Source organism: Methylobacter tundripaludum SV96, from assembly GCF_000190755.2.
Taxonomy (GTDB): domain Bacteria; phylum Pseudomonadota; class Gammaproteobacteria; order Methylococcales; family Methylomonadaceae; genus Methylobacter_A; species Methylobacter_A tundripaludum.
This window is the reverse complement of sequence record NZ_JH109152.1, coordinates 2,672,876-2,699,507: the sequence shown is the minus strand read 5'-3', so window position 1 is coordinate 2,699,507 and position 26,632 is coordinate 2,672,876. Positions and strand designations below refer to the sequence as shown.

The 26,632-nt window shown below is 47.8% G+C and carries 27 protein-coding genes and 1 riboswitch; of the genes, 10 read left to right on the top strand and 17 right to left on the bottom strand.

Annotated features, from left to right (window positions below):
* Positions 1–25: 25 nt before the first annotated feature.
* Entirely contained in the window at positions 26–1,027 is a 1,002-nt protein-coding gene (locus METTU_RS12035) for an efflux RND transporter periplasmic adaptor subunit (protein WP_006891885.1), read from the bottom strand.
* 279 nt (positions 1,028–1,306) lie between these two features.
* Between METTU_RS12035 and gcvH the strand changes: the two genes are divergently transcribed.
* From gcvH to mazG, 4 genes are all read left to right on the top strand, one after another.
* Positions 1,307–1,690, top strand: coding sequence for a glycine cleavage system protein GcvH (gcvH, locus tag METTU_RS12030; protein WP_006891883.1), 384 nt, complete (start codon positions 1,307–1,309; stop codon positions 1,688–1,690).
* A gap of 83 nt (positions 1,691–1,773) precedes the next feature.
* Positions 1,774–2,133 carry a diacylglycerol kinase gene (locus tag METTU_RS12025; RefSeq protein ID WP_006891882.1) on the top strand — a complete coding sequence of 120 codons (360 nt, stop codon included), beginning with the start codon at positions 1,774–1,776 and terminating at the stop codon, positions 2,131–2,133.
* 66 nt (positions 2,134–2,199) lie between these two features.
* Positions 2,200–3,132, top strand: a complete 933-nt coding sequence (locus tag METTU_RS12020) for a carbohydrate kinase family protein (RefSeq protein WP_006891881.1) — start codon at positions 2,200–2,202, stop codon at positions 3,130–3,132.
* Positions 3,133–3,359: 227 nt separating this feature from the next.
* Entirely contained in the window at positions 3,360–4,160 is an 801-nt protein-coding gene (gene mazG / locus METTU_RS12015) for a nucleoside triphosphate pyrophosphohydrolase (RefSeq protein WP_006891880.1), read from the top strand.
* A gap of 42 nt (positions 4,161–4,202) precedes the next feature.
* Here mazG and METTU_RS12010 read toward each other — a convergent pair whose 3' ends face one another.
* The 3 genes from METTU_RS12010 to thiC form a co-directional block, all read right to left on the bottom strand.
* Entirely contained in the window at positions 4,203–6,836 is a 2,634-nt protein-coding gene (locus METTU_RS12010) for a methyl-accepting chemotaxis protein (protein ID WP_006891879.1), read from the bottom strand.
* 158 nt (positions 6,837–6,994) lie between these two features.
* Positions 6,995–7,438: a universal stress protein gene (locus METTU_RS12005; protein WP_006891878.1), complete on the bottom strand. Its 444-nt coding sequence runs from the start codon at positions 7,436–7,438 to the stop codon at positions 6,995–6,997.
* A gap of 186 nt (positions 7,439–7,624) precedes the next feature.
* Positions 7,625–9,505 carry a phosphomethylpyrimidine synthase ThiC gene (thiC, locus tag METTU_RS12000; protein WP_006891877.1) on the bottom strand — a complete coding sequence of 627 codons (1,881 nt, stop codon included), beginning with the start codon at positions 9,503–9,505 and terminating at the stop codon, positions 7,625–7,627.
* Positions 9,506–9,534: 29 nt separating this feature from the next.
* Positions 9,535–9,652, bottom strand: a riboswitch (TPP riboswitch).
* Between the two features lie 335 nt (positions 9,653–9,987).
* On the opposite strand from thiC, the gene minC reads away from it, so the two are divergent.
* Genes minC through METTU_RS11980 form a run of 4 tightly spaced genes read left to right on the top strand, consistent with a single transcriptional unit; the run spans position 9,988 to position 12,059 of the window.
* Entirely contained in the window at positions 9,988–10,728 is a 741-nt protein-coding gene (gene minC, locus METTU_RS11995) for a septum site-determining protein MinC (RefSeq protein WP_006891876.1), read from the top strand.
* A gap of 28 nt (positions 10,729–10,756) precedes the next feature.
* Entirely contained in the window at positions 10,757–11,566 is an 810-nt protein-coding gene (gene minD / locus METTU_RS11990; RefSeq protein ID WP_006891875.1) for a septum site-determining protein MinD, read from the top strand.
* Entirely contained in the window at positions 11,566–11,832 is a 267-nt protein-coding gene (minE, locus tag METTU_RS11985) for a cell division topological specificity factor MinE (protein WP_006891874.1), read from the top strand. Before minD ends, minE begins: the two co-directional genes overlap by 1 nt.
* Positions 11,833–11,861: 29 nt before the next feature.
* Entirely contained in the window at positions 11,862–12,059 is a 198-nt protein-coding gene (locus METTU_RS11980) for a winged helix-turn-helix domain-containing protein (RefSeq protein WP_006891873.1), read from the top strand.
* Positions 12,060–12,132: 73 nt separating this feature from the next.
* Here the strand turns inward: METTU_RS11980 and rapZ are convergent, their stop codons facing one another.
* The 10 genes from rapZ to METTU_RS11930 form a co-directional block, all read right to left on the bottom strand.
* Entirely contained in the window at positions 12,133–12,990 is an 858-nt protein-coding gene (rapZ, locus tag METTU_RS11975) for an RNase adapter RapZ (RefSeq protein ID WP_006891872.1), read from the bottom strand.
* Positions 12,991–13,067: 77 nt separating this feature from the next.
* Entirely contained in the window at positions 13,068–13,358 is a 291-nt protein-coding gene (hpf, locus tag METTU_RS11970) for a ribosome hibernation-promoting factor, HPF/YfiA family (RefSeq protein WP_006891871.1), read from the bottom strand.
* Positions 13,359–13,413: 55 nt separating this feature from the next.
* Positions 13,414–14,859, bottom strand: coding sequence for an RNA polymerase factor sigma-54 (locus METTU_RS11965; protein ID WP_006891870.1), 1,446 nt, complete (start codon positions 14,857–14,859; stop codon positions 13,414–13,416).
* Positions 14,860–14,941: 82 nt separating this feature from the next.
* Positions 14,942–15,667 (bottom strand): LPS export ABC transporter ATP-binding protein, encoded by a 726-nt coding sequence (gene lptB, locus METTU_RS11960; protein WP_027148893.1) that lies wholly within the window; start codon positions 15,665–15,667, stop codon positions 14,942–14,944.
* Between the two features lie 85 nt (positions 15,668–15,752).
* A complete protein-coding gene (lptA, locus tag METTU_RS11955; protein WP_150107839.1) occupies positions 15,753–16,277 on the bottom strand; it encodes a lipopolysaccharide transport periplasmic protein LptA in 525 nt (174 codons plus the stop codon).
* A 16-nt stretch (positions 16,278–16,293) separates the two neighbouring features.
* Positions 16,294–16,863 carry an LPS export ABC transporter periplasmic protein LptC gene (gene lptC / locus METTU_RS11950; RefSeq protein WP_006891865.1) on the bottom strand — a complete coding sequence of 190 codons (570 nt, stop codon included), beginning with the start codon at positions 16,861–16,863 and terminating at the stop codon, positions 16,294–16,296.
* A gap of 1 nt (position 16,864) precedes the next feature.
* Positions 16,865–17,422, bottom strand: coding sequence for a 3-deoxy-manno-octulosonate-8-phosphatase KdsC (kdsC, locus tag METTU_RS11945; RefSeq protein ID WP_006891864.1), 558 nt, complete (start codon positions 17,420–17,422; stop codon positions 16,865–16,867).
* Positions 17,422–18,399, bottom strand: a complete 978-nt coding sequence (locus METTU_RS11940; RefSeq protein ID WP_006891863.1) for a KpsF/GutQ family sugar-phosphate isomerase — start codon at positions 18,397–18,399, stop codon at positions 17,422–17,424. The genes kdsC and METTU_RS11940 overlap by 1 nt, the downstream gene beginning before the upstream one ends.
* Positions 18,400–18,573: 174 nt before the next feature.
* Complete coding sequence (pip, locus tag METTU_RS11935; RefSeq protein ID WP_006891862.1) at positions 18,574–19,521, bottom strand: prolyl aminopeptidase; 948 nt, start codon at positions 19,519–19,521, stop codon at positions 18,574–18,576.
* Positions 19,522–19,688: 167 nt separating this feature from the next.
* On the bottom strand, positions 19,689–20,534 hold the full coding sequence (locus tag METTU_RS11930) for a putative outer membrane beta-barrel protein (RefSeq protein WP_006891861.1): 846 nt from the start codon (positions 20,532–20,534) through the stop codon (positions 19,689–19,691).
* Between the two features lie 537 nt (positions 20,535–21,071).
* Between METTU_RS11930 and thiO the strand changes: the two genes are divergently transcribed.
* Together thiO and METTU_RS11920 are read left to right on the top strand one after the other, a co-directional pair.
* Positions 21,072–22,172, top strand: a complete 1,101-nt coding sequence (thiO, locus tag METTU_RS11925) for a glycine oxidase ThiO (protein WP_006891859.1) — start codon at positions 21,072–21,074, stop codon at positions 22,170–22,172.
* 57 nt (positions 22,173–22,229) lie between these two features.
* Entirely contained in the window at positions 22,230–23,243 is a 1,014-nt protein-coding gene (locus METTU_RS11920; protein WP_006891858.1) for a quinone-dependent dihydroorotate dehydrogenase, read from the top strand.
* 82 nt (positions 23,244–23,325) lie between these two features.
* Here METTU_RS11920 and pmbA read toward each other — a convergent pair whose 3' ends face one another.
* The 3 genes from pmbA to tldD all read right to left on the bottom strand — a co-directional run bounded on the left by pmbA (position 23,326) and on the right by tldD (position 26,617).
* Positions 23,326–24,657: a metalloprotease PmbA gene (gene pmbA, locus METTU_RS11915; RefSeq protein ID WP_040579768.1), complete on the bottom strand. Its 1,332-nt coding sequence runs from the start codon at positions 24,655–24,657 to the stop codon at positions 23,326–23,328.
* Positions 24,658–24,927: 270 nt separating this feature from the next.
* Positions 24,928–25,083: a hypothetical protein gene (locus tag METTU_RS23660; protein WP_006891851.1), complete on the bottom strand. Its 156-nt coding sequence runs from the start codon at positions 25,081–25,083 to the stop codon at positions 24,928–24,930.
* An 82-nt stretch (positions 25,084–25,165) separates the two neighbouring features.
* Positions 25,166–26,617 carry a metalloprotease TldD gene (tldD, locus tag METTU_RS11910; RefSeq protein ID WP_006891849.1) on the bottom strand — a complete coding sequence of 484 codons (1,452 nt, stop codon included), beginning with the start codon at positions 26,615–26,617 and terminating at the stop codon, positions 25,166–25,168.
* Positions 26,618–26,632: the final 15 nt, after the last annotated feature.

The following is a 26,632-nucleotide window of genomic DNA, read 5'->3' as shown; positions in this document are numbered from 1 at the left end:
CCCTACGCGCTAACGCTTCTCCTGATTAATCATCCTCATCCGGGATTTGTCCCCTGAATTCTTCCGACAGCAGCATTTGCCCTCCAGTGACAACCAGTTGTTCACCGGCACTGATGCCGCTACCGACGAAATAGCCACCGTTCGTTGCCGAATACTGATCGATAGTGCGGCGAGTAAATTGTTCGGCATCGGTTTTAATGTAAACAAAAGCCTGATCCATGTACCAGACTAAAGCGGACTTCGGAATAACGACGCCGGACCGGTTTTCACCTTGTTCAGGTATCCACGCCGCAACACGCATGCCGGTTCTGATACGGCGCCCCTCGGTCTGGAAAAAATAGCTTTCGCCTTGCGCGGTATTATCTGTTTGCGGGGCCGCTGAAATCAGCTCGGCTTTAGTCGCCGCACTGCGATTGCCCGAGGCTTCAACGTAAATGCTCTGAATCTCGTTCGCCAGCTGTTTGTTAACCGGCAAGGTAATTTGCAATAGCGTTTTCTGGCCGGATAAAAAGCCGTTCAGCGGTTCGGCGTCGGTAGATAATGCCCACTCGGTCAGCTTGTTACCCCAGTTGATTCGGGCTTCATCCATGATAGCTTTGCCTTGAACGCCGCTGGCATCAACCTGGGCTTTATCGGTTTGCCATTGCGCTTGCTGAACTTGCAAGTTACGTTTCGATGTTGCGCCATCGCGATACAAGTCTTGCTGGCGCTTGATACTCTGCTCGGCCTGCTTAAACCTTGCCGTAGCGCCGCTGCGTTCGGTTAACGCGACCAAATACCGATGTCGCAACTCGATCAGCGGCTGTATATTGACCGCTTTTCCATAAGCCGTGAATTCAGGATGATCGCTGACCGGAGTCAGCGTTACTGTCTGCAAGCCCGATACAGATTGGGCTTTGGCGGCCAGGAAAATAGTTCCTTGCCCTGCGGAGGAAACCGGCAGGTTGGCGACCGGCTTATCGTCATCATCCGCAATAACGGGCGCGACACTGAGCATAAAAAAACAGGCGATTAAAAGAGCATTCATGTAGACAGGAAAGTGAGTGTATAGACTGGGTTCATGTTATAAGATTTCCCTTCTTAAATGCATTTTTTTGTTGTTTTTAAAAAATTGCACGTTATCCTTCGACTGTATGGATACAAGAGGTACGACTCCATGGATGGAGGAGGTAGAGCAATGCATGGAGCAATTGCCGAGAGCAACGCAGGAGCAGTTGCCGACGACTGCATGGATGCAGGAGGTAGAGCAACGCAGGAGCAGTTGCCGAGCAAACAAAGCAACTAACTATACTATTTGGAGATTATCATGAGCGCTGTACCGGATAACTTAAAGTACGCAAAAACCCACGAATGGGCGAAAATGGAAGACGATAATATCATTCGCGTCGGCATAACTGATTTTGCGCAGGAAGAATTAGGCGATTTGGTTTATATTGAACTTCCTGAACTGGGGCGCAAAGTAACGGCGCAGGAGCAGTGCGCCGTAGTCGAATCGGTTAAAACCGCGTCCGATTTGTTTAGCCCGGTTAGCGGAGAAGTCGTCGCTGTCAACGAAGCCCTGGTAGATGAACCTGAGCAGGTCAATGATGACGCTTATGGAACTTGGCTGTTTTGCATAAATGCGAACGACCCGTCTGAGTTGGATGCATTAATGAATGCCGATGCTTATCAGCAGATGATCGAACAATAATCCGGATTTATCCTACTTGTAACGAAACTGACACACATCTGTGTAATATTTATCTTTTCAATAACACCTATTCGTAACAAATAATGGCAAATCCAAATGCAAAAGGCGTTAAGCGCCTGATTAACGCGTGCTTTTTTTCTGTTGCCGGTTTTAAAGCAACCTGGACACATGAAGAAGCATTCAGACAGGAAGTCGTCCTGTTTGTGGTAACGACCCCTCTGGCAATCTGGCTGGGGCAAAGCAATATCGAAAAACTGCTGTTGATCGGCAGTATCGTTTTAGTCATGCTCGTCGAATTATTAAATTCAGCGGTTGAGGCTGTAGTCGATAGAGTGGGACTTGAACATCATGAATTATCGGGGCGCGCCAAAGATATTGGCTCCGCTGCTGTTATGATGTCACTGGCCTGGGCTGCGGTAACCTGGGCATTAATTTTACTTTAACCGCGACGGCTACCGGCAGTCTGCGGCATACACACCATCCCTGGCAATAAAGAGGAACACAACACAATGAGTGCATTAATATGCGGGTCTATGGCTTACGACACCATCATGGTTTTTCATGATAAATTTAAGCATCACATTTTGCCGGAAAAAATCCATATCCTGAATGTATCATTCCTGGTGCCGGTCATGCGGCGCGAATACGGCGGTTGCGCGGGCAACATCTCCTACAACCTGAAATTACTGGGCGAAGAGCCGTTAACCATGGCTACGGTCGGCCATGATTTTGAACCCTATGCCCAATGGATGGCCCAAAACCAGTTATCCAGCGAGTTTATTCAGATTATGGACAACAGTTATACCGGGCAAGCCTATATCACCACCGATGAAGAGGCTAACCAGATTACCGCATTCCATCCCGGCGCAATGAGCTTTTCGCATTTAAATTCAGTGCCGACTGACCGGAAAATCAGCATCGGCATCGTATCGCCCGATGGCAAGGACGGCATGCAATTGCATGCCGAACAGTTTGCAGAACTGGATATACCGTTTATTTTCGATCCGGGTCAGGGCATGCCGATGTTTAATGGCGAAGAACTGCTCAAGTTTATCGATCAGGCCACCTGGGTGACATTGAATGACTATGAATCCGAGTTAATGCAGGAACGTACCGGCTTGACGCTGGAACAAATGGCTGAGCGGGTTGAAGCGCTGATCATTACTTTGGGCGGCCAAGGTTCTCAAATTTATACCCACGGCGAGTGCATCACCATTCCTGCTGCAAAACCCAAAGCGATACTCGATCCGACGGGTTGCGGCGATGCCTATCGTGCAGGGCTTTTATACGGCTTGATGAATGACCTGGGCTGGGAAGTGACCGGCAGGGTTGCCTCATTAATGGGCGCGATTAAAATCGAAAATAACGGCACCCAGAATCATTCATTTGATATGGATAGCTTCAAGCAACGCTACCGCGAGAATTTCGGCTCTTCGTTTTAATCGTTAATTAGTTATCACCAAAAAGCATTTATCACCACGAACGACTGCATAGGCAGATATTTGCTCCTGCGATATCTGCATTTCCCACATCCCTGTGGGTCATGCAGGAGGTAGAGCAACGCAGGAGCAGTTGCCGAGACACGAAGAGCACGAAGAAAAAAACAAAACTTCGTGTCCTTCGTGTCTTCGTGGTGAATTTGATTTAAAAAACTTATGAAAAGCACTTCATGCTAAAACACACCCAAAATCTCCTAGACATCATGTCGCGCCTGCGCCACCCGGAACAGGGCTGTGCGTGGGATGTCAAACAGGACTTCACCAGTTTAATTCCTTACCTGATCGAAGAAGCCTACGAAGTCGTCGATGCGATTGAACGCAATGACCTGGACGATTTGCGCTCTGAGCTGGGCGACCTGCTGTTGCAGGTGGTATTTCATTCCCAGATCGCCGAGGAACAAGGACTGTTCAACTTCGAACAGGTTTCAGCGGGCATTTGCGACAAACTGATCCGCCGCCATCCGCATGTTTTTTCCGATGCCGTTTTCAACACCGATGAAGAACGTCATCAGGCTTGGGAACAGGCAAAAGCCGACGAACGCCGAAAAAAAAACAAAACGGAAGAGCAAGACAGCGTGTTATCAGGTGTGGCCCGTAATCTTCCGGCATTGATTGAGTGTGAAAAAATACAGGATCGCGCCGCAAACTACGGCTTTGATTGGCCGGACGCGTTGCCGGTTTTCGATAAGGTACTGGAAGAACTGGATGAGGTTAAAGAAGCTTGGCAATCCGGGGATCAGGCCCATATTCAGGAAGAAATCGGCGATTTATTACTGGTTGCGGTCAATCTGGCCCGGCATTTAAACGTCAATGCCGAAGTCGCGCTCAAGGAAAGCACTAAAAAATTCTCCAGACGTTTTCAACACATAGAACAACAGGTTAAAGCGTCCGGCCTGAGCCTGAAAGACTGCGAGCTGGCCGAATTGGATGCTTTCTGGAATCAGGCAAAACAGGCTTTAAACAAAAAATAGATCATGAAAAAGGGGCGGCCAACGGGTCGCCCCTCATATAGATTAAAACTCTTCCCACTCATCAGCACTTGCTGTCATGGTTTGAGGTTTTGACTTGGCAACAGGAGCACTTGCCGAAGTATTAAAATCTTTTTTCAAGCGCATAATTGCAACCCCGACTGCCGTTGACGCGGCAACGAACGCGGATCCGTTACCCAGCAGTGTTTCCGCCTCTCTGAATTTTTTTGCATTGATCATATTAGCTATTCTGCCGGCCTCGATATGAAAGGCTGCATGTCTGGCCACACAATCAGCATAACTCGGCTCATGGGCAAGGTGAGACTTGACGCCGTGGTGCAGCCATTTACCGAAATCGCAACAATCGTCTCTTGAAATCGTTGCGGCATCCATTTCTTCGCGTTTTGATATGGCGGTACGAAGCTTCACCTTCCACTCGGAATGTTTCTCAAGCGCCTTATCCAAGTCTATGCCGACGTTATTGGGCACGGGCGTATTTTGATAAGACTCTTTCCTGGCAGGAACCTTTTTTGCGCCGGTTTGGCTAACAGCACGCACCGGCTCAGTATTAACGGCCCCAGCAGAACTGGGCGAATTGCCGTCCAATTTAAAGTGCCCCACCGTAACAGCCAGGTTTTGCGTTTGCTCTTCCAGCGATTCCGCTGCCGCTGCCGCTTGCTCCACCAACGCGGCATTCTGTTGGGTCACGTCGTCCATTTGACCGATCGCCTGATTAACCTGCTCAATACCGGATGTTTGCTCCATGGAGGCGGCGCTGATCTCGGACATGATGACCGTCACACCACGGATGGCGCCAACGATTTCTTCCATGGTTTTTCCCGCTTGGGCAACCAGCTTGGTGCCGTCTTCAACCTTTTCTACCGAATCGCCAATCAAGCCTTTAATTTCCGCAGCGGCAGCGGCGGCGCGTTGCGCGAGATTGCGCACCTCGACGGCCACCACGGCAAACCCGCGGCCTTGCTCACCCGCACGTGCCGCTTCTACTGCGGCATTGAGCGCGAGAATATTAGTTTGAAAAGCGATGCCGTCTATCACCGAAATGATATCCACAACCTTGCGTGAAGACTCATTAATGCCTTCCATGGTCGATACCACCTCCCCAACCACTTTAACGCCCTTACCCGCAATATCCGTTGCACCGACGGCAAGCTGATTGGCATGTTTGGCGTTTTGGCTATTAGCCTGCACGGTAGAGGTCAACTCTTCCATACTGGCGGCGGTTTGTTCCAGGCTGGCTGCTTGCTCTTCGGTACGGTGCGATAAATCATTGTTGCCTGACGCAATTTCTTTAGACGCAGTACCGATGGTAATAGAGGCTTCCTGGATTTTGCCAAGCATGTCTCTGAGGTTTTCCACCGTGACATTAACCGCTTCCTTAACTTGGCCGAAAGTACCGGGATAGTCTTTACTGATAGTCTGCGTTAAATCGCCTTCGGCCAAAGCTTTGGCAACACGTTCGACATCGCCAAAGCCTAAATCGCAGGTTTCGCTTAGTCTATTAAGGTTATTTAAAATATCCTTAAACATAAATTCGAAATTATCACTGTCAACACGGTGAGAGAAATTGCCTTGAACCCCTGCGTCTACGATGTCTTTAATTTCACTGCTTACCGCAAGCAGGGCTGTTTTAACGCCATCTACAGCGGCTGTCACCTTAGCTTTATCGCCCGGCAAGCGGTCCATATCTCGAGAAAAATCGCCCTTGGCATATTGACCGACAACATCAACGACTTGCATTTTTACCGCAACGTGACTCGCTACCAGCTCATTCAGTTCTTTTGCCATTTTGCCGTAAGTGCCTGGGAACTGGGCCGCATCCATCTGTTGGTGAATCCAGCCTTGTGCATGTTTGCGCGCCATGTCGGCCTGAGCCAAGACAAAATTATTAATCGAATCCTGCATAAGCTTCATCGAACGCAACAATTCACCTATTTCATCTTTTTTATCGACATCAATGCCGGAGTTCAGGTCGCCGACCGCAATAGCCGCGGCCGCCTGCTGTGCCGATTTCAGTGACTCCGAAATGCCGCGAATCAACATGATTCCAATCAAGCTCAGGGTCATCAAACCGAGAATAACGATAGCTATTGCAACACTCAGCAGCAATTGATAACGGCTTTGTGCGGCTTCATATTCTTGTTTGGCAATATCTTTTTGTAACTTTATTAACGCGTCAATATTTTCAAGAACGGAAAGATTTATTGGGCGCATTGTTTCGCGAATATGAGCCGCCAATTTTTCGTTATCGCCTGCTTTGATCAACTCAATAGCCGGATTCAAACCCTCAGCAAAATACTTATCTCTAATAAGAGTAAATTTATCTACCAATATTTTTTCTTCATCCGTAAGGTAAGTTTGTATGTACTCGTTCCATATATTGTTAATAACAGCGGTATTAGCATTTATTATTTTTAGATTTCTATCCTTTTCATCAGGAAAAGCAAAGATATGGGCGATTTTCAGACGGGTATCGAGTTGTCTGGCCTTAATTTCGGAAAGATCTGCTAAAGGAACGGCTCTATCAAGGTAAACGGTTTTTAAACCGGCATTGGTTTTTTGCATGCCGATCAAACCGAGCGCCCCCAAGGTAATCACGAGAACGGCCGAAAAAGCCACAATCAGTAACAAGCGGGTTTTAATAGTAAGATGATTAAACATAATAGAGTTTTGTAACTGAGTTTATTAAAGTTGGCGGTAACCGAATATTCTACGACGGTAAACCTTGAATAATATTTTCGTGACATTTACTGGTCACACTATGCTTCTTATAATCTTTGGGCCAATCAGCCCGCTTGGCAGCCCCTACCTAATCCGCGCTAATCATTTGCCAATCGAATCGCCATCACATCGCACTTAGAATAATGCAGAACGCTATTGGCCGTTGAACCCAACAATAGCGACAGACCATGCCGACCATGGGAACCGACAATGATTAAATCGATCTGCTCTTGCTCGGCAAGCCGGACAATCTCCTGTTTGGGTGTTCCCCAAATCATCCAGCGGTTAGCCGGGGCTACACCCAACTGCTCTCCGATCTGTATCAACCGGACTTTCTCAGCTTCAAGCAGCGCGTAGCCTGAATCTTCAGTTAGCGAAATCACTGTGCCGTAACCAGTATCGGGCATCGGGATATTATCCAGCACATGAATAATGCTCAATTTGGCCAGATGTTTTGCCGCCAAATCCTTTGCTCGTTGGGCAACCACTCCGCTATGCCCGGAATAATCAACCGCCAGTAAAATATGCTGATAAGCGCCCATTGTGTTTGCCTTATTTCCGCTCATTATTAATTTTGGGCAAGTGTATTAGAGTTATTATCTGCGGCAAAGGAAAAACTCTTTTCAAATAACTGGCGCAAGAGCAATGTAGTAATGTGACGCGAAGCTTGTATGACAGGAATAAAATAGATCAAAGCCCTTCCCTGTTAAGAGAAGGGCTTCATATTCTTAGACTTTGTGGTAAATATCGGCGCCTTCTTCAAGGAACTGTTTGGATTTTTCATCCATGCCTTTTAATAAAGCCTCTTCTTCTTTAATGCCTTTTTCTGCGGCATAATCGCGCACATCCTGGCTGATTTTCATCGAGCAGAAATGCGGGCCGCACATGGAGCAAAAATGCGCGACTTTGGCCGAATCCTTAGGCAAGGTTTCATCATGAAATTCGCGGGCTTTTTCAGGATCGAGGCCGATATTGAACTGATCTTCCCAGCGGAATTCAAAACGCGCTTTGGACATCGCGTTATCGCGCGCCTGCGCACCGGGATGGCCTTTAGCCAGGTCGGCCGCATGGGCGGCGATTTTGTAAGTCACAATACCTTCACGGACATCCTGCTTGTTCGGCAAGCCCAAATGCTCTTTTTGGGTAACGTAACAAAGCATCGCGCAACCGTACCAGCCGATATTGGCCGCACCTATCGCCGAGGTAATGTGGTCGTAACCGGGAGCGATGTCGGTGGTCAGCGGGCCCAAGGTGTAGAAAGGCGCTTCGCCGCACTCTTCCAGCTGTTTTTCCATGTTGACTTTGATCATGTGCAACGGCACATGACCCGGGCCTTCTATCATGGTTTGAATATCGTGTTTCCAGGCGATTTTGGTCAGTTCGCCCAGCGTTTCCAATTCCCCGAATTGCGCGGCATCATTAGCGTCATAGATTGAACCCGGACGCAGGCCGTCGCCTAATGAGAAAGACACATCGTAGGCTTTCATGATTTCGCAGATTTCTTCAAAGTGCGTATACAAAAAGCTTTCGGTATGATGCGCCAGGCACCATTTAGCCATGATCGAGCCGCCGCGCGAAACGATGCCGGTCATGCGTTTTGCGGTTAGCGGTACATGGTGCAAACGCACCCCGGCATGGATGGTAAAGTAATCCACGCCTTGCTCGGCTTGCTCGATCAAGGTGTCGCGAAAGATTTCCCAGGTCAGGTCTTCGGCTTTGCCGTTGACTTTTTCCAGCGCCTGATAGATAGGCACAGTGCCGATAGGTACCGGCGAGTTGCGTAAAATCCACTCGCGGGTTTCGTGGATGTTCTTGCCGGTGGATAGATCCATGATGGTATCGCCGCCCCAACGAATACCCCAGAGCATTTTTTCGACTTCTTCCTCAATAGACGAGGTCACCGCCGAGTTGCCTAAATTACCGTTGATTTTAACCAGGAAGTTGCGGCCGATAATCATCGGCTCCAGCTCGGGATGGTTGATGTTGCACGGAATAATCGCCCGGCCTCTGGCCACTTCGTCACGGACGAACTCAGGGGTAATGGTATCGGGAATCGATGCGCCGAAAGAATCGCCGGGGTGCTGGTCTTTCCACAAATGGCGCATTTCTTCCATTTTCTGGTTCTCACGAATGGCGATGTATTCCATCTCCGGCGTGATGATGCCCTGTCTTGCATAGTGCATTTGCGATACGTTTTTTCCGGCTTTCGCCCTGCGCGGTTTGCGGATATGCTCAAAACGCAGTTCGGCGGTAGCAGGATCTTCAAGACGCTGACGACCGAATTCCGAGCTGGGGCCTGACAATTCTTCGGTATCGTTTCGCTCTGCAATCCAGGCTGAACGGATAGCGCCCAGACCTTTTTTCAAGTCGACTTCGACATTGGGATCGGTGTAAACACCCGAGGTATCGTAAACATAAAGCGGCGGGTTCTTTTCTGCGCCTTTTTCCGAGCCGAAATGCACCGGAGTATCGGATAAGGTGATTTTACGCATCGGAACTTGTATGTCGGGGCGACTGCCTTGAACATATATTTTTTCCGATGCGGGGTAGGAATCGATCTTTACGCTACTGGCTTCAGTAGACGTAACTTCTTTAAGGACAGCGCTCATGTTTATCTCCAACAACAAAACAATAAGGCGCAGGGAAGTCAGGGCTTTCCTACGCCGGTATTAACCGGGGTCAGGTTCAAAGGGTTTTTCTCAGCCGCCCTATCCCACGAAGCACATGGAAACAAGGAAGCACCCCTAGCCTTTACGGATGTCTTCCTAAGTTAAAGGATAATGTCCAAGATTGCAAGCTAAGACCGCTTCACTGGAACAACAAACACCATATAAAACAAATGGTTTTGATAACCGCAGCCATTTATAAAGCCTTCTTTACAGTCAACATCAGCCCTTCTACTGCCATTAAGATAAAATATCGGTTCATTGAAATATCCTGAGGATAGCATTACGCGGAAGGTTTTTGGTCGAACGCCTATCTCAGAAGCGCTCCGACCTATAGAAGAAATTGTCTATCAACACTGTAAAAATGATTTTTTTTACCAGCAATGTTAGAATCAATACAATCCCTGACTAACCAGATTTAACGGATGTCAACAGACTCTCAACAGAACGATCATCACTCACCCGTACTGGAATTTAAAAGCAGCACTTTTTCTGTGCCTGTTTTGGTTTTAGTCAGTAATGATGCCATTACTATCGAACAACAATTACAAGGAAAAATCCATCTGGCGCCTGAGTTTTTCAAAAACTCGCCGTTGGTGTTTGACTTACAGGAACTGAATAAACACGATCTCGACATTGATGTTACCGAACTCATCAACATCATCCGCAAGCTGGGCTTGTTACCGATAGGCATACGCGGCGGCGCTGCACAACAGAATCAACAGGCATTGGAGCTTGGAATTCCCGTACATTCCGGCCACAGCACCGCGGTCTCTTCCGGAACGCAAAAACAACAAACTCCTGAGCCTGAAGCAGCGACACCCGAACCGCAAGTCGTTGCTGAAACCGCTACATTGATCACCCATCCTGTCCGTTCCGGCCAACGCATTTATGCTTCAGGTGATTTGATCATTTTAGCTCAGGTCAGTGCCGGGGCTGAAATCATGGCCGAAGGCAATATTCATGTTTACGGCTCGTTAAGAGGCCGGGCTCTGGCGGGCGTACAAGGCAATACGGAAGCGCGTATTTTCTGTTCCGATTTACAAGCTGAGCTTATTTCGATTGCCGGAAATTACAAGATCAGCGAAGATTTAAATGGCGCCGTTCTCAACCAGCCCGTTCAGATCTACTTACAAAACCATACTTTAGTTATTAAAGATATTTAATTTATATTGCTCTTTGGAGGAAAAATTTGTGGCACGAATCATAGTCGTAACATCGGGTAAAGGTGGCGTTGGTAAAACAACCACAAGCGCCGCTATAGCCATGGGGCTTGCAAAAAAAGGTCACAAAACAGCGGTCATCGATTTTGATGTGGGTTTGCGTAACCTCGATTTAATCATGGGTTGCGAGCGCCGCGTTGTTTATGATTTCGTCAACGTCATCAACGGCGAGGCAAGTCTTAACCAAGCCTTGATACGCGATAAAAACTGCAATCTGCTTTACATTCTGCCTGCCTCGCAAACTCGGGATAAGGACGCCCTAAGCCAGGAAGGTGTAGGCAAAATTTTAGACGAACTCAAAAAAGAGTTTAAATACATAGTCTGCGATTCCCCTGCCGGCATTGAAAAAGGCGCTCATTTGGCTATGTATTTTGCCGACGATGCGTTTATTGTAACCAACCCTGAAGTCTCGTCAGTCAGGGACTCTGATCGTATGCTAGGTATCTTATCCAGCAAATCACGTCGGGCCGAACAAAACGAAGAACCTATCAGGGAATACCTGCTGTTGTCACGCTACTCGCCGGACCGGGTTAAATTAGGTGAAATGTTAAGCGTGGATGATGTACAGGAAATTTTATCGCTGCATTTGCTGGGCGTTATCCCGGAATCAAAATCGGTACTCAATGCGTCGAATTCCGGCACACCTGTTATTCTTGACGAAAAAAGTGACGCAGGCCAAGCTTACGCGGATATTGTTGCTCGCTATTTGGGCGAAGATAGACCACATCGATTCATTGATGAAAAGAAAGGCCTGTTTGGGAAGCTTTTCGGAGGCAAATAATGAGTTTACTGGATTATTTTAAGAAATCTAAAGCCAGCTCGGCATCACTCGCCAAGGAAAGACTGCAAATTCTGGTTGCTCACGAACGCAGCTCCAGAAACCAACCCTCTTACCTTCCTCAATTGCAAAAAGAATTGCTGGAAGTTATTCGAAAATACGTTAACGTAGAGCAAGATGCCATATCCGTTAATTTTGAACAAAACGATACTCAGGAGACACTGGAATTAAATATTGTGCTGCCTGAACATCAAACCAAGATTTCTTAACACAACAATCCAAGCTAAAGGTGACCACTATGTCTAATACAATCGGCGATGCAGCAGGAATAGTCTGGAAATATCTGGATAATAACGGACCCTCCAGTGTCAATAAAGTTACCACTGAAACAGGCATCAATAAAAATGATGTTCAACGCGCCATAGGTTGGCTATGTAAGGAAGACAAGCTGTCCATTGAGATGATAGGTCGAGCTGAAACGCTATCGTTGAAATAAATCGGCTGTAAAGACGTTGCACTGCAACGTCTTTACACTACTATTTTGACTTGATAAACAGCTTCCAAAAAACTTATTGCAATTCCCGGTGGCGGACAATTACATTCAAGAAAGGGCCTTTAAACTGCTTGGCGAATGCATCCACCAGATAAACCGAGCGATGCTGACCGCCTGTACACCCTATCGCTACCGTCAAATAACTGCGCCCTTCCGCCTCGAATCGGGGAATCCAGCGCTCAAGAAAAACCGTAATATCTTTAAAAAGCTCGGCAACCAGTTCTTGTTCATTAAGAAAGTCGATTACCGGCTGATCTTTTCCTGTTAATCCGCGCAACTCCGGAATCCAATAAGGATTCGGCAAACTGCGGGCATCAAATACAAAATCGGCATCCAATGGAACGCCATGTTTGAACCCGAAGGATTGAAACTGCAAGGAAATATGCCTGACATCCCTTTCGCCGACCTGGTCCCTGATAAGTTCACGTAACTCGTGGTAATGCGTTCGACTGGTATCGATGACCACGCTGGCGTGCCTGGCAACCTGCGTCAACATTTCCTTTTCAATTTTCAACGCTTCTCTTAACGGCACATTCGAATCCGTCAACGGATGCCGTCGTCGGGTTTCGCTATAGCGTTTCAATAAGGTAGACTCTTCGGCCTGCATAAAGATGATTTCGCAATCAATCTGCTTATTGCGTATTAGCTCCAGGCTTTCGGAAAAATTGGCCAGGCTTTCGCTCTGATTCCTGGCATCAATGCCTATGGCCGTTTTTGCATAGGTAAGCTTATCCACCAGCATGACATGGTTAATAAAGTCTTCCAGCAAGGTCACGGGTAGATTATCGATGCAGTAATAGCCGCAATCTTCCAGCGTATCCAAGGCGATACTTTTACCGGAACCGGAAAGACCGCTGACGATTAATAGTTTCATAAGAAATCAGGCGAAGGGCCAAGGGCGAAAGGCAAAGAAAGCTTTTTCAGCCCTTCGCCTTTCGTCTTTTGCCTATCTTATCTATGCTGTCCGGTTTTTTCTTTATGCTTGATAATTTGACGATCTAACTTATCCACCATAGCATCAATGGCTGCATACATATCTTCCTGATGATCTTCGGCGAACAATTTAGCGCCGCTCAATTGCAGCGTTGCTTCAGCCTTTTGAATTAACTTTTCCACGCTTAAAATGACGTGTACATCGGTAACATTATCAAAATGACGTGCTAATTTTTCAAATTTTGAGTCGATGTGGGCTTTTAACGCGTCGGTTACTTCAAGATGATGGCCTGTTACGATGACTTGCATGAGATGAACTCCTTTAATGGTGAATGATTGGTTTTTTTATGGGTGCCAGATAGCGTTATAAAATGCGCTTACGCTGGCTTGATGATGAAATGAGCATCGCTTCACGATACTTGGCAATTGTCCTTCTAGCAACATTAATGCCCTTTTCTTTTAATAGCTCGGCTATTTTACTATCACTTAACGGTTTTGCCAGATTTTCATTGCTGATTAGCTCTTTAATAAACGCCCTGATGGCCGTAGACGAGCACTCCCCTCCTCCTTCTGTTGAAACATGACTGGAAAAAAAATACTTAAACTCGACAATACCGTTGGGGGTATGCATAAATTTTTGCGTTGTCACCCTGGATATAGTCGACTCGTGTAATTCCAGTTCTTCGGCAATATCCCTTAACACCATGGACTTCATGGCAATAGAGCCATGTTCCAGAAACCCGGTTTGCTTTTCCACGATACAGCGGGCAACACGTAATAAGGTATCGTTACGGCTATGGAGACTTTTAATAAACCATCTTGCTTCCTGCAAATGATCTTTCATACAGGTATTATCCTTGCTGTTATCCGCCCTTTTTATCATGCTTGAATAAAAGGGATTGATGCGCAATTTAGGCGCTATATCGGGATTCAGGTTGACTTGCCATTTATCGTTTTGTTTAACCACGTAAACATCGGGGATAACATATTCGGAATCCGAATCTTGTATCTGCGCGCCCGGCTTGGGATCCAGGGTTCTGATTAACGCCACCACCTCATCCAGCTGCCGCTCTGTCACGCCCAACTTACGCATGAGTTTTGACTGCTCATGCGTAGCCAACAAATCCAAATATCGGGTAACCAGAGTCAGCGCCTCCTCTTTATAAGGCGCACCCTCCGGCAACTGCTGTATTTGTAATCTCAAACAATCTTTTAAATCTATCGCTGCAACGCCGGCCGGGTCGAAATTTTGTACCCTGTGCAGCACCGCGTTCACTTCGTCGAAATCCAGATCGTCTAATTGGCTCTGCAAGCCCTGAAAAATTTCTTCGGGACTACTGCTCAGATAGCCGTCTTCATTGATCGAATCAATAATAGCCATGGCAATGGCATGATCCCGCTCTGAAAAGGAGGTCAACTCCACTTGCCATAGCAAATGATCCAGCAAGGTTGAGGATTTACTACGTTGCGTTTCAAATTCAACAGTCTCAGCTGAATTGGCGCCCGACTCCATGGCGTATTCATAAACATCATCCCAAGAAGAATCAATGGGCAACTCATCCGGCATATCCGTTTGCGAACCTTGACTGGTCAGCAAATCGGTATTATCAACTTTTTTCTCCGGCGTTATTTCGGCTTCCTGAACGGTGTTTTCTTCCTCATTAACTTCCAGCATCATATTAGACTCAAGAGCCTGCTGAATTTCCTGCTGCAATTCTAATGTCGACATCTGCAACAACTTGATCGCCTGCTGCAATTGCGGCGTCATAGCCAGTTGTTGACCCAGTCGAAGATGTAAGGATTGTTTCATTCGGTCACACAATTTAGTAGGGGATGTCCCCTGTGGTTACTCTGTTCTTGGTTAGGACAACTGCAAGAGATTGCCCCCTAAATTAAAGACTAAAGTTATTACCTAAATAAACTTTACGCACTTCCTCATTGGCAACGATAGCCTCCGCGCCGCCTTCGGCGATCACCCTGCCGTCGTTAAGTATATACGCACGATCACAAATGCCTAATGTTTCCCTGACATTATGTTCGGTAATTAATACGCCAATGCCGCGATATTTCAAATGCTCGATGATTTTTTTTATATCGTCTACCGATATCGGATCAACACCGGCAAAAGGCTCGTCCAGCAATATAAACTGAGGGTTGGTCGCCAATGCCCTGGCAATTTCGACACGCCGCCTTTCACCGCCCGACAAGCCCAAAGCAGTTTGGTCGCGCAGATGAAGGATATGAAACTCCTGCAACAATTCCTCAATCACCAATTCCGCCTGTCCTTGCGTTAAATCGGAACGGATTTGTAAAACTGCACGCAAGTTGTCCGCCACACTCAGTTTTCGAAAAACCGAGGGCTCCTGCGGCAAATAACCTATCCCTAATTGCGCCCTCAAATGCATGGGATGATGGGTAATGACCTGCGAATCCAGGGTAATTTCACCTTCATCCGCTTTAATCAGGCCCACCATCATGTAAAAACTGGTAGTTTTTCCTGCACCGTTAGGCCCCAGTAAACCAACAACTTCACCGGTATCGACATGCAATGAAACACCGTTAACCACATTGCGTTTATTGTAGCTCTTAATCAGCTGTTTTGCGGCTAGTCTGGTCATGTTTAAAGGGTGAAAGGTGAAAAATAAAAAGAACATCGTTTGGTATCTTGCGCCCTGCACGTCATACCCTCAACCCTGCGCCCCATCATTTGCCATCGCCCTTCGCGGCCGGCTGTTCTTTAGCTTTCGGCTGCAATACGACATGGACGCGTTTACCGGCGGATTCTTTTTCTCCCGCTTTAACCAGCGAGGTTTTCAAATCGTATTCAATCAAGTCACTGGAATAAGCGCCGCTGCCTTGCCAGACGGTGGCTTTATCAATCAAAATCAACAAATTCTTTTTAGGATAATACTCGCCTGTTAACGCTTCACCGGTTATATCCTGGTCGCCCTCGTTAGGCGTTTGTTTAAATTTGGCGAGATTGCCTGTAAACACCATTTTATCAGCTTCACCGTCTATAAAATAAACGACCAGCTTATCCGAGTTCACCCGAATGCTGCCCTGAATTGAGATCACATTACCGGTATAAGTGCTGGTGGCTTTTACATCATCATAAGTCGCCGTATTTGAATCGATAATGATCGGCTGATCGCCGTCGCTTTCCAAGGCGTAAGCACCCGCGCTATAAAGCGCCAATAACAGTAAACAGCAGCCACTCCCACGTAACATGCGGCAGCGAAGGTTTTTATTTTGTTTCATAGTTACCCTTTACATTAGAGAGCAATTCCAGATGGATCGGTTCCGCAAAAGTCAGCTTCATACCGACACCTGTAGTCCAGTTTGGCAAACTGATCAACTCTGCCCACGCATCCGTTTCTGCATAACTGGTTTCCGGCTTTACTTTTAAGTTGAAGGTATAGATTTTAAGCTCCCTGACGCCCACCGCAGCAGCCCTGTCAACATAGACCTTGCCGGTTAGCAACAAATCCTTACCATCAGCAGACAAAACACCGGTTTCGGACTTAATTATCCACGGCGGCGTTTTCTCGTTATAAAAAAACATTAATGGCTTTACCATGTGCGTGGTGCTGTCATCGCTGTAATGAATCATTTCATCAGCAATCAATTTACTTTTCGGCCTGCCAAGCTCGCCCATTTCCCATTTCGTATAGCCGTTGCTGAAATAATCAGGACTGTGCGCCGGGACCGCTATGCGACCAAACTCATCAGAACCGGTCAATTTAATCAGCCACCAGCTCATTGCCGCGATAATGACCAGATACAGATAACTATAATTTCCATTTAACCGGGTCATGTCACTTCGTGCTCTCGCGAGTCAGGTAAGCATTCAATATTTCATCAAAACGTCCTTGCGCCTGCATAATAAAATCACAGACCTCCCTGACTGCGCCCTGCCCTCCAGGCAACGTCGTACACCAATCGGCGCGCTGTTTAACGGCAAAGTTGGCATCATTAACCGCAATCGCCAGGCCCACCCTGATCATTATCGGCAAATCCAGCAAATCATCGCCGACGTGGGCCGCCTGTTCATGGGTTATACCCATAAGCTCAATAATCTCATTAAACGCGGCGATTTTATTTTCATGGCCCTGATACACGTGCTCAATGCCCAGGTTTTTCATACGTAGCGCAACCGAGCTTGATTTACGCCCGGAAATAACCGCGACCTCGACGCCGGTCTGCCGCAGCAACTTGATACCGTGACCGTCCCTCGCGTGAAACGACTTGTATTCGTTGCCCTCAGCGTCAAAAAACAACCTGCCGTCCGTCAATACGCCGTCCACGTCGAGAATCAGCAATTTGAGCTTCTTGGCTTTTTCCAAAATAGCCAACTTATTTTGTATGTCCGTCATCACACGATTCCTGCACGAATCAGGTCATGCATATTCAAAGCGCCTATCGCTCTTTGCTGCCCATCAACAACAATTAACGCGTTAATCTTTTTTCGTTCCATAATTTGCATGGCTTCGGCCGCCAGAATATCCGCAGAAATAACCGCGCAATTAGGGGTCATGACTTCGGTGATAGCGGTCTTGTGTATATCAAGGTTTCTGCTCAGCATCCGCCGCAAATCGCCGTCGGTAAAAATGCCAGCGACGCGATTATCCGCGTCGACAATCGCCGTCATGCCCAGCTTTTTTTCGGTCATTTCCAGCAAGGCATGACTGATAAGCGCAGACTCCGAAACGATAGGCACTTTCTCATCGGCATGCATAATATCACCCACCATCAATAACAGCCGTTTGCCCAAACTGCCGCCGGGATGAGACAAGGCAAAATCATCGCGGGTAAAGCCGCGCGCCTCAAGCAAGGAAACCGCCAGCGCATCGCCCATCACCAAGGCCGCCGTGGTACTGGAGGTAGGCGCAAGGCCCAGAGGGCAAGCTTCTTGCTCAACAGCCACGTTGATATGGGTGGTGGCAAATTTGGCCAGCGTTGAGGCCGGATTTCCGGTCATGGCTATTAACGGTACGCCCAGTCGCTTAATAATCGGCAATATCGTTAAAACTTCCTCGGTTTCCCCGGAATTCGATAAAGCCAGCACGACATCCTGCCGGGTAATCATACCCAAATCGCCATGACTGGCTTCGCCCGAATGCACAAAAAAAGCCGGCGTTCCGGTACTGGCTAAGGTCGCGGCAATTTTACCGGCAATATGCCCTGATTTACCCATGCCGGTAACCACAACACGACCGTTACAATTGAACATCAACTTACAGGCAAACACAAAATCGTCATTAATCCGGTCGGCCAATGCGGCAATCGCCTGTGTTTCCACCTGAATAACAGCTAAGCCCAGTTTGCGGAGCTTTTCATCATGTAATTTCATTTATCGGTATAAAAATGTGCTTCCAGTCGTCCAAGGCATTATGGATTTGGCGTTTCAAACGTGTTTTCCATAAGTTGCGGCAATCTGGAGGGCTTATTAATTTGTATTAATGATAAAGCATTTATGGCTTTATGGGGCAGCTGAATGCAAATTCAGGACGATTTTTGATTATCGTCATTGCTGTTCTGCAAACTTGTCGGTTGCTGCAACCAACGCATTAATCATTTCTTTGCCCTGAGCAACATGCCCGGCATTCGGTAATACGATATATTCGGCATTCGGCAATACCTTACGCAGACTGTAACCGGCTTCCATCGGGCAGACAAAATCATGGCGTCCATGAATAATAACCGTTGAAATTTCATCCAAACCGCTGCAGTTATCCAGTATCTGGTTTTCCCCAATAAAATAATGTTGCCTGGCGTAATGCAATTCCATACAGACCTGTTTAACCATTTTCTCCGTCGCATGAGCGTCTTTCGGACTCGGCTGATAATCGTTGCCTAATGATACTTGCGCTCCCCAGGTCATCCACTCCTTGGCGGCCCGTCTTTGCGCTATCTCGTCTTCCCCCCATAATACATCGCACAGCCCTTGCACCGGATTGTCCCGCCCCTGTTCCGGGATACTTTCAATCAATCGCTGCCATTGCTCGGGATAAATCTTGCCTGCGCCATTCTTGGCAAACCAGTCCAAATCCTGCTGCCGCGCCAGAAATACCGCGCGAACAATCAAACCCATTACTTTATCTTTATGCTGCTGGGCATACAATAAAGCCAGCGCTCCGCCCCACGAACCACCAAATACCAGCCATTGATCAATAACCAGCTGATTACGGATACGCTCCATATCATCGATTAAATCCTGGGTGGTATTGTTTTCCAGCTCGCCAAAAGGCAACGACAAGCCGCAGCCGCGCTGATCGAACAGAATAATGCGATAAAGCTTGGGATTAAAAAAACGCCGGTGATCCGGCTTGGTGCCGGAACACGGTCCACCGTGCAGAAAAATAACAGGAATGCCGTCAGGGTTGCCGCTTTGCTCCACATACACAGCGTGTTTACTGCCGGTTTTCAGGAAAAACGTTTGATAAGGCAAAATTTCGGGATAAAGGGTTTTCATGGTTTGTAGCGTCAAATTTGATTTGTTTCCAGGCAAGAACCGGAAAAAATGCTATTTTACCTTGAGCCCTTACCTTGCACCTCTTTTTAATTCTTCAAACATAAAAAAAGGGAGGGGTTTGAAACCCTCCCTTTATACCCTTTTCGGGTGTCTCTAAGTATTTAAGCTTAGAACTTGAAACCGACAGAACCGCCCAATGTAAAGCCGTCAGTGTCAACGCCGTCGACGCTATTAAAGGCTTTATGGTAACGACCGTCAGCACCGATCACAATACCTTTCAGTATTTCATACTCTGCACCAGTACCGAACTGCATACCTGTGCTCAGCACGGTAATCGCTTGAGATGGCGGACTGATAATGTTGATGTCTAAACCGGCAGGAATCAACCACGGCCTGAATTTGTTACCGTGCATAAATTTGATTTTGGGTGACGCATTAATTCTTAACTGATTTACATTAGCTTGCTGTCCGCCCAAACCATTAGGCTTACTGTGCCCTAACTGCGCATACTCAACACCGAATTCAATGCCGAAAGAGGTATGATCCATCAAGCCGAACAGATCATTGTTCATATTGAAATCTATAGCGCCGCCATAATAATGGGCATCTCTATCAGCACTGAAGGTAGTGGCATTAGGACCAGTATTACCTAAAGTAGCAGAATTACCATCGCGATTATCATTGAAATGCATCCAGCCGCCACGAACAGAGAATAAGTGGTCTTTTTCTGCTACCTTCACAGGCGCACTCTTAACCGAGTTCATCCACTGATCCAGTTCCTGAACTTTACTAGCGTCTGCGCTAGAACGAGGACGGCTCGTTTCCGCTCTTAATCTGCTTAATTCAGCCTGCATTGCCTGCATTTGAGCTTCCAATGCGTCCACTTTATTATTTGCCGCTTCTGCAACGCGATCTGCTTTTGAGACAGCCATCGCTTGTGGAGAAACCAATGCGCCGGTCATTGTTAATGTTGCCGCCGCAATGCCCAGCGCTAGTTTAGTTTTATTGATCATTTATCCCCCTCATGAGGTTGTTATTTTATAAAAATTTGCTCTAATACAACAAAGCCCATCTTCCGGTGATAATAGTAGCAGCTAAACTAAATCCCTACAAGTTTTAACGCCATTTTTTTAATATTAATTAATCCTTATTTATCAATGACTATAAAGATACTCCTAATTCGAAACATCTACTTGTATGCAAAAAACAACAATTTCTCCAACCCATATATTCAAACAACAGTTAAAGATTCTTCTCGCTTCTTTACGGTAAAATAAAACGACTTTACAGCCGAGCAATAGGGCAACATTCGCGCCAAGCTAAGAAAATGCGACTTACCCGCTTGGTTCAAACGATTTTTTAATCACCACTCACGCACCAAGCCAAAACCATATACCATATATATTGGTTTCAATAATTTATGTGAATGTTAGCAAACAGGCGGCTTACTAATAACAAACCAACCATAGTCGCGGTAGTTATAATTAACTGTTTAGCCCTACCCACCAACAAGAATATTTATTTTTTGCACTGATTTTTTACCAACACACATGACCAACACCCCGGATATTACCATCATTGGCGGCGGCATTATCGGCCTGTTAACTGCCCGCGAGTTTATTAAAGCTGGCGCTACCGTCACGATTATTGAAAAAAACGAGCTGGGCCAGGAGTCATCCTGGGCGGGCGGCGGCATTTTGCTGCCGCTCTACCCGTGGCGACAATCGGATGCCATCACTCGCCTGGTGCTACAAAGCCTGAAACTCTATCCCGCCTTGGCCTCGCAACTAACTGACGAAACCCTGATAGACCCGGAATGGAATCCCTGCGGTTTACTGATCGTTAAAAATCCAGACCTTACTGCGGCTGTTAATTGGTGCGATGCTAACGCTATTTCATATCGGCCCGCCGGTGCGGATTTTTTTAACATGCTTAATACAGTCCCCGACCAGCCGCTTTGGCTACCCGAGATTGCCCAAGCGCGCAATCCAAGACTGGTTAAATCATTAAAACAAGACCTGCTTAACAAAGGCGCTACGCTACTAGAACATTGCGAGCTAACCTCCATTAACCTCACTAAAAACCGCATTACCTCAATACAAACCTCATCCGGTCAGTTCGCGGTCAACCAGTTGATTATCACTGCGGGCGCCTGGACCGGTCAGTTGTTTCGGCAGTGCTTTCCCGCAGCCATCGACGATGCTCCGAAAATAGCGCCCGTTAAAGGACAAATGCTGTTATTTGATGCCCAACCGGAAACACTGAGTTACATGGTACTGGATGGCGATCAATATCTTATTCCACGACGTGACGGTAAGATTCTGGCGGGCAGCACGGTAGAACAGGATGACTTTAATAAGACAACTACGACACAAGCCCGAGACCGGCTGAATGCATTTGCACTAAACCTGTTACCATCACTTAACGACTGCCCGCTAATTAAACACTGGGCCGGATTAAGACCGGGCACTGAACACGGCATACCGTATATCGATAAACATCCCGAAATCGACAATTTATGCATTAATGCCGGTCATTTTAGAAACGGCTTGGCGATGGGGCCTGCATCGGCGCAACTGCTGGTCGATCTTGTTTTGCAGCGCACGACACAGGTAGCGCCGGAGCCTTATCAACTCAACAGCACACACTGATTTTAATGGGCGGCCGGCCGGTAGCCTCCACTACATGAACTTCTATTAGCCACATTTATGAATCTTTATCCGTTACTACGCCCCCTGTTATTTTCCCTGGATCCGGAAACCGCTCACGAAGTGACGCTTAAACTGCTGAACGCGGCCTATATTTCGGGCTTGTCCAAACTCATCTACCCGGAAATTGACCGCAAACCTGTCAACGTCATGGGACTGGATTTTAAAAACCCGGTCGGACTTGCCGCCGGCCTGGATAAAAACGGCGATTATATTAATGCGCTGGCCGCACTGGGTTTCGGCTTTGTCGAAATAGGCACGGTAACGCCGCGCCCGCAACCGGGCAACCCGAAACCGCGCTTGTTCAGGCTGCCTGAGCATCAGGCGATCATCAACCGCATGGGCTTTAACAATCTGGGCATAGACCACCTGCTGACTCAGGTAAAACAAAGCCGTTACTGCGGCATTCTGGGCATTAATATCGGCAAAAATTTCGACACACCAATTGAGAATGCGGCGGACGATTATTTGATCGGTTTGCGCAAGGCCTATACATCTGCCAGCTACATCACCATTAATATTTCCTCCCCGAACACCAATAATCTACGCCAGTTACAGCAGGGCGATGAAATCAAAAGCCTGATTTCCGCCTTAAAAGAAGAACAACTGAAACTGCAACAGGAACACGGAAAATACGTGCCCTTAGCCCTGAAAATCGCGCCCGATCTGACCGACGATGAAATAATCCATATCGCCAAACTGTTGCTGGAGTTTGAAATTGACGGCGTGATTGCAACCAACACCACCATTGCCCGCGACCTGATTGCCGGGCATCCGCTGGCCGATGAAGCTGGCGGATTGAGCGGCGCGCCGGTTAAGGAAAAGTCTACGTTGGTCGTGCGTGGATTGGCGGCGGAACTGAATGGCAAGATTCCTATTATTGCGGCAGGCGGGATTTTAACTGCGAACGATGCACAGGAAAAATTAACAGCCGGAGCGAGTCTGGTGCAGATATACAGCGGGCTTATTTATCGCGGCCCGCAGTTGATCGAAGATATTGTTAAAAGCTTATGATATAAGACATCTCACCGCGAAGACACGAAGTTCACGAAGAAAAATAAGGTGAGCTTCGTGTCTTCGCGGTGAATTGATCCACTTATTCCCCGGCAATCGACATCCGCTCAACCAGTATGGAGCCGGTACGGATATTGCCGCGATAATCGACGTCATTGCCCACGGCAACGATGTTTTTAAGCATGTCTTTCAAATTACCGGCAATGGTGATTTCCTCAACCGGATACTGGATTTCGCCGTTTTCCACCCAGAATCCGGCAGCGCCACGCGAATAATCGCCGGTTACCATATTGACGCCCTGCCCCATCAGTTCGGTGACCAACAAACCGGTATTCAGTTCTTTTAACAGGCCCTGATAATCAAGTTTGCCCGGATCAATCGTTAAATTATGTACACCACCGGCATTGCCTGTACTGCGCATTCCCAGCTTGCGGGCGGAATAGGTGCTCAACACATAGCCGCGCAAAATACCGTCGCTGACGATATCGCGAGTTTGGGTGGCGACACCTTCACCGTCATACGCCCCACTGCCCAAAGCGCCTTTGAGGTAGGGCTGCTCATGGATACGGACAAATTCAGGAAAAACTCGGGTATCCAATGCATCCAGCAAAAATGACGATTTGCGATACAAATTACCGCCGCTGATTGCGCCGATAAACGAACTTAGCAAACCGGAAGCGGTTTCCGCGCAATACAGCACCGGACACTGCCGCGTGCTGAGGCTGCGGGCCTGCAAACGCCGAAGCGTCCGCTCGGCCGCTTTGTTGCCCACGCTGACTGCGGATTCCAAATCGCGCGCATTTCTTGCCACGGTGTACCAGTAATCGCGCTGCATGCTGTCGCCGCGTTGCGCCAATACCGAACAGCTCAAAGAATGGCGGGTTGAGGCATAGCCTTGAAGAAAGCCCAGCGTATTGCCCATCACCCGGATGCCCTGATGCGTATCAACCGACGCGCCTTCGGAATTGGTGATTTCCTCATGATAAGACCGTGCCGCATCTTCGCATTCAATGGCCAAGGCAATAGCCCCGTCAACACCAATATCCCACGGATGATTAAGATCAAGGTCGGGAAATTCGGTAGCCAACAATTCTTTTTCCGGCAGTCCTGAATACTCGTCTTCGCTGGTGTAACGGGCGATGCTGCATGCCGCACTGACCGTTTCCTTGATCGAAGCGGGCGACAAATCCGTGGTGCTGGCAGAACCTTTGCGCTTGCCAAAATAAACGGTCACGCCCAGCCCCTGATCGCAATGATGCTCAATGGTTTCGACATCGCCCAGACGCACCGATACGGACAAGCCGTTTTCCTGGCTCAAGCCCGCTTCTGCGGCACTGGCACCTTGCTTTGCGGCCTCGTCCAATATGGACTGAACGGTGTTTTTCAAGCGGTTGATTTGTTCGTGATTTTGCACTATTTTCTCTAATTCTGTGTAGGTCGGGTTAGCGTAGCGTAACCCGACATAAGTCATTCCGATTGTTGGGTTACGCTACGCTAATCCAACCTACAAACTCCAGCAATGCCGTATCCGTATCTTCAAAATATTTAATTTTCACGGCTCTATCTGCAAAAAGAAATGACGCACTATTTTGATTCGTGATCCTTGAAATCTTGATAAGAATCCCAGGCAAAATAACTGATTAAAGCTACAAAAACTGTAGCAATTAAAAACATGATAATAGTATTAAACATCGATTAACTCCTTTATCAATTTTTTGATAATGCGATACTGGTAAACAATAAATATACTGATGCCAACTATGGCCAGCAACGCCATAAATAACAACCAGCTTTTAACGACAAGATAGTTTGCTGCCGTCCAGCCGACTAAAGTAATCATGATAGCTACTGCTGCAAAAAGTATTTTTTCATGAAGCGAAAGTTCGGCTTTTATGCTTTCCTAACTTTGACATCAATTACACCTAAACACTCGTCCCGCCAACCGTCAACCCATCAATCTTCAACGTAGGCTGCCCGACGCCGACCGGCACGCTTTGACCGTCCTTGCCGCAGGAGCCTACGCCGCTATCCAGCGCCAGATCGGTGCCGACCATAGACACCTTGGTTAACACCTCCGGCCCGTTGCCGATCAGCGTCGCGCCTTTGACGGCACGGGTTATTTTGCCGTTTTCGATCAGATAGGCTTCGCTGGCGGAAAACACAAACTTGCCCGAGGTAATATCGACCTGCCCGCCGCCGAAGTTTTTGGCATACAGGCCTTTTTTTACCGATTTTATGATTTCTTCGGGATCATGCTGTCCCGGCAACATATAGGTGTTGGTCATGCGCGGCATCGGCAGATGCGCGTAGGATTCGCGCCGCCCGTTGCCTGTGGAATTAACGCCCATTAGCCGGGCATTGAGCTGGTCCTGCATGTAGCCTTTGAGTATGCCGTTTTCGATCAATACGGTAAGTTCCGTCGGCGTGCCTTCATCATCGATGCTTAACGAACCGCGCCGTCCCGGCAAGGTGCCGTCATCGACTACGGTGCATAAATCGGACGCCACCCGCTCGCCGACGCGACCGCTGAATGCCGAGGTGCCTTTGCGGTTAAAGTCGCCTTCCAGACCGTGACCGATGGCCTCATGCAGTAAAATGCCCGGCCAACCCGAGCCCAATACGACAGTCATATTACCGGCCGGGGCTTCGACGGCTTCCAGATTAACCAGCGCCTGTCTTACGGCTTCGCGGCCGTATGCTAACGCAGTATCTCCATCGATAAAATAGCTGTAATCGCTACGCCCGCCGCCGCCCATGCTGCCCTGTTCGCGCTGACCGTTTTGCTCGACGATGACGGCGACATTCATCCGCACCAAAGGCCGCACATCGGCAACCAAAGAACCGTCTTGCCTGGCCACCAGAATATGCTCATGAACCCCGACCAGGCTGACGATAACTTCTTCAATCCGGCTGTCCAGTTTGCGCGTTTCGCTGTCTACACGACGCAATAAATCGATTTTCTGCTGGTCTTCCAGCGATTTTAACGGATTTTGCGTAGCGTAATAGTTCGTCCAAGCCGCGGCTTTTGTGGTGACCTTGCAATGCGAAGGATCTGCATCCTGCCCTTGTCGGACGATAGCTTTAACATTATTAGCCGCCTCCAACAGCACCGGCAGCTCAATCCGGTCGCTGTAGGCAAAGCCGGTTTTTTCGCCGAATACCGCACGCACCCCAGCGCCCTGCTCGATATTATGGCTGCCTTCTTTAATGATGCCGCCTTCCATGACCCAAGATTCGAAATGGCTGGATTGAAAGTAAATATCCGCCGCATCAACCGGCGAGCTGAGCAACCGGTTCATAATCTTTTCAATATCGCCATCCTGAATACCGGCCGGTATTAAGATAGCTTGTCGTGCAAGGTTTAGTATTTCCATCAAAAAATCAATAAT

Coding starts and splice junctions, on each gene's coding strand:
- rapZ (WP_006891872.1), bottom strand. CDS start 12,990: ATGAAACTATTAATCGTCAGCGGTCTTTCCGGTTCCGGTAAAAGTATC.
- METTU_RS11965 (WP_006891870.1), bottom strand. CDS start 14,859: ATGAAACAATCCTTACATCTTCGACTGGGTCAACAACTGGCTATGACG.
- tldD (WP_006891849.1), bottom strand. CDS start 26,617: ATGGAAATACTAAACCTTGCACGACAAGCTATCTTAATACCGGCCGGT.
- lptA (WP_150107839.1), bottom strand. CDS start 16,277: ATGTTACGTGGGAGTGGCTGCTGTTTACTGTTATTGGCGCTTTATAGC.
- pip (WP_006891862.1), bottom strand. CDS start 19,521: ATGAAAACCCTTTATCCCGAAATTTTGCCTTATCAAACGTTTTTCCTG.
- mazG (WP_006891880.1), top strand. CDS start 3,360: ATGCTAAAACACACCCAAAATCTCCTAGACATCATGTCGCGCCTGCGC.
- METTU_RS12005 (WP_006891878.1), bottom strand. CDS start 7,438: ATGGGCGCTTATCAGCATATTTTACTGGCGGTTGATTATTCCGGGCAT.
- METTU_RS11930 (WP_006891861.1), bottom strand. CDS start 20,534: ATGATCAATAAAACTAAACTAGCGCTGGGCATTGCGGCGGCAACATTA.
- gcvH (WP_006891883.1), top strand. CDS start 1,307: ATGAGCGCTGTACCGGATAACTTAAAGTACGCAAAAACCCACGAATGG.
- minC (WP_006891876.1), top strand. CDS start 9,988: ATGTCAACAGACTCTCAACAGAACGATCATCACTCACCCGTACTGGAA.
- minE (WP_006891874.1), top strand. CDS start 11,566: ATGAGTTTACTGGATTATTTTAAGAAATCTAAAGCCAGCTCGGCATCA.
- hpf (WP_006891871.1), bottom strand. CDS start 13,358: ATGCAAGTCATCGTAACAGGCCATCATCTTGAAGTAACCGACGCGTTA.
- lptC (WP_006891865.1), bottom strand. CDS start 16,863: ATGACCCGGTTAAATGGAAATTATAGTTATCTGTATCTGGTCATTATC.
- kdsC (WP_006891864.1), bottom strand. CDS start 17,422: ATGACGGACATACAAAATAAGTTGGCTATTTTGGAAAAAGCCAAGAAG.
- METTU_RS12035 (WP_006891885.1), bottom strand. CDS start 1,027: ATGAATGCTCTTTTAATCGCCTGTTTTTTTATGCTCAGTGTCGCGCCC.
- METTU_RS11980 (WP_006891873.1), top strand. CDS start 11,862: ATGTCTAATACAATCGGCGATGCAGCAGGAATAGTCTGGAAATATCTG.
- lptB (WP_027148893.1), bottom strand. CDS start 15,667: ATGACCAGACTAGCCGCAAAACAGCTGATTAAGAGCTACAATAAACGC.
- METTU_RS12025 (WP_006891882.1), top strand. CDS start 1,774: ATGGCAAATCCAAATGCAAAAGGCGTTAAGCGCCTGATTAACGCGTGC.
- METTU_RS11920 (WP_006891858.1), top strand. CDS start 22,230: ATGAATCTTTATCCGTTACTACGCCCCCTGTTATTTTCCCTGGATCCG.
- METTU_RS12010 (WP_006891879.1), bottom strand. CDS start 6,836: ATGTTTAATCATCTTACTATTAAAACCCGCTTGTTACTGATTGTGGCT.
- METTU_RS12020 (WP_006891881.1), top strand. CDS start 2,200: ATGAGTGCATTAATATGCGGGTCTATGGCTTACGACACCATCATGGTT.
- METTU_RS23660 (WP_006891851.1), bottom strand. CDS start 25,083: ATGATTACTTTAGTCGGCTGGACGGCAGCAAACTATCTTGTCGTTAAA.
- METTU_RS11940 (WP_006891863.1), bottom strand. CDS start 18,399: ATGAAATTACATGATGAAAAGCTCCGCAAACTGGGCTTAGCTGTTATT.
- thiC (WP_006891877.1), bottom strand. CDS start 9,505: ATGAGCGCTGTCCTTAAAGAAGTTACGTCTACTGAAGCCAGTAGCGTA.
- thiO (WP_006891859.1), top strand. CDS start 21,072: ATGACCAACACCCCGGATATTACCATCATTGGCGGCGGCATTATCGGC.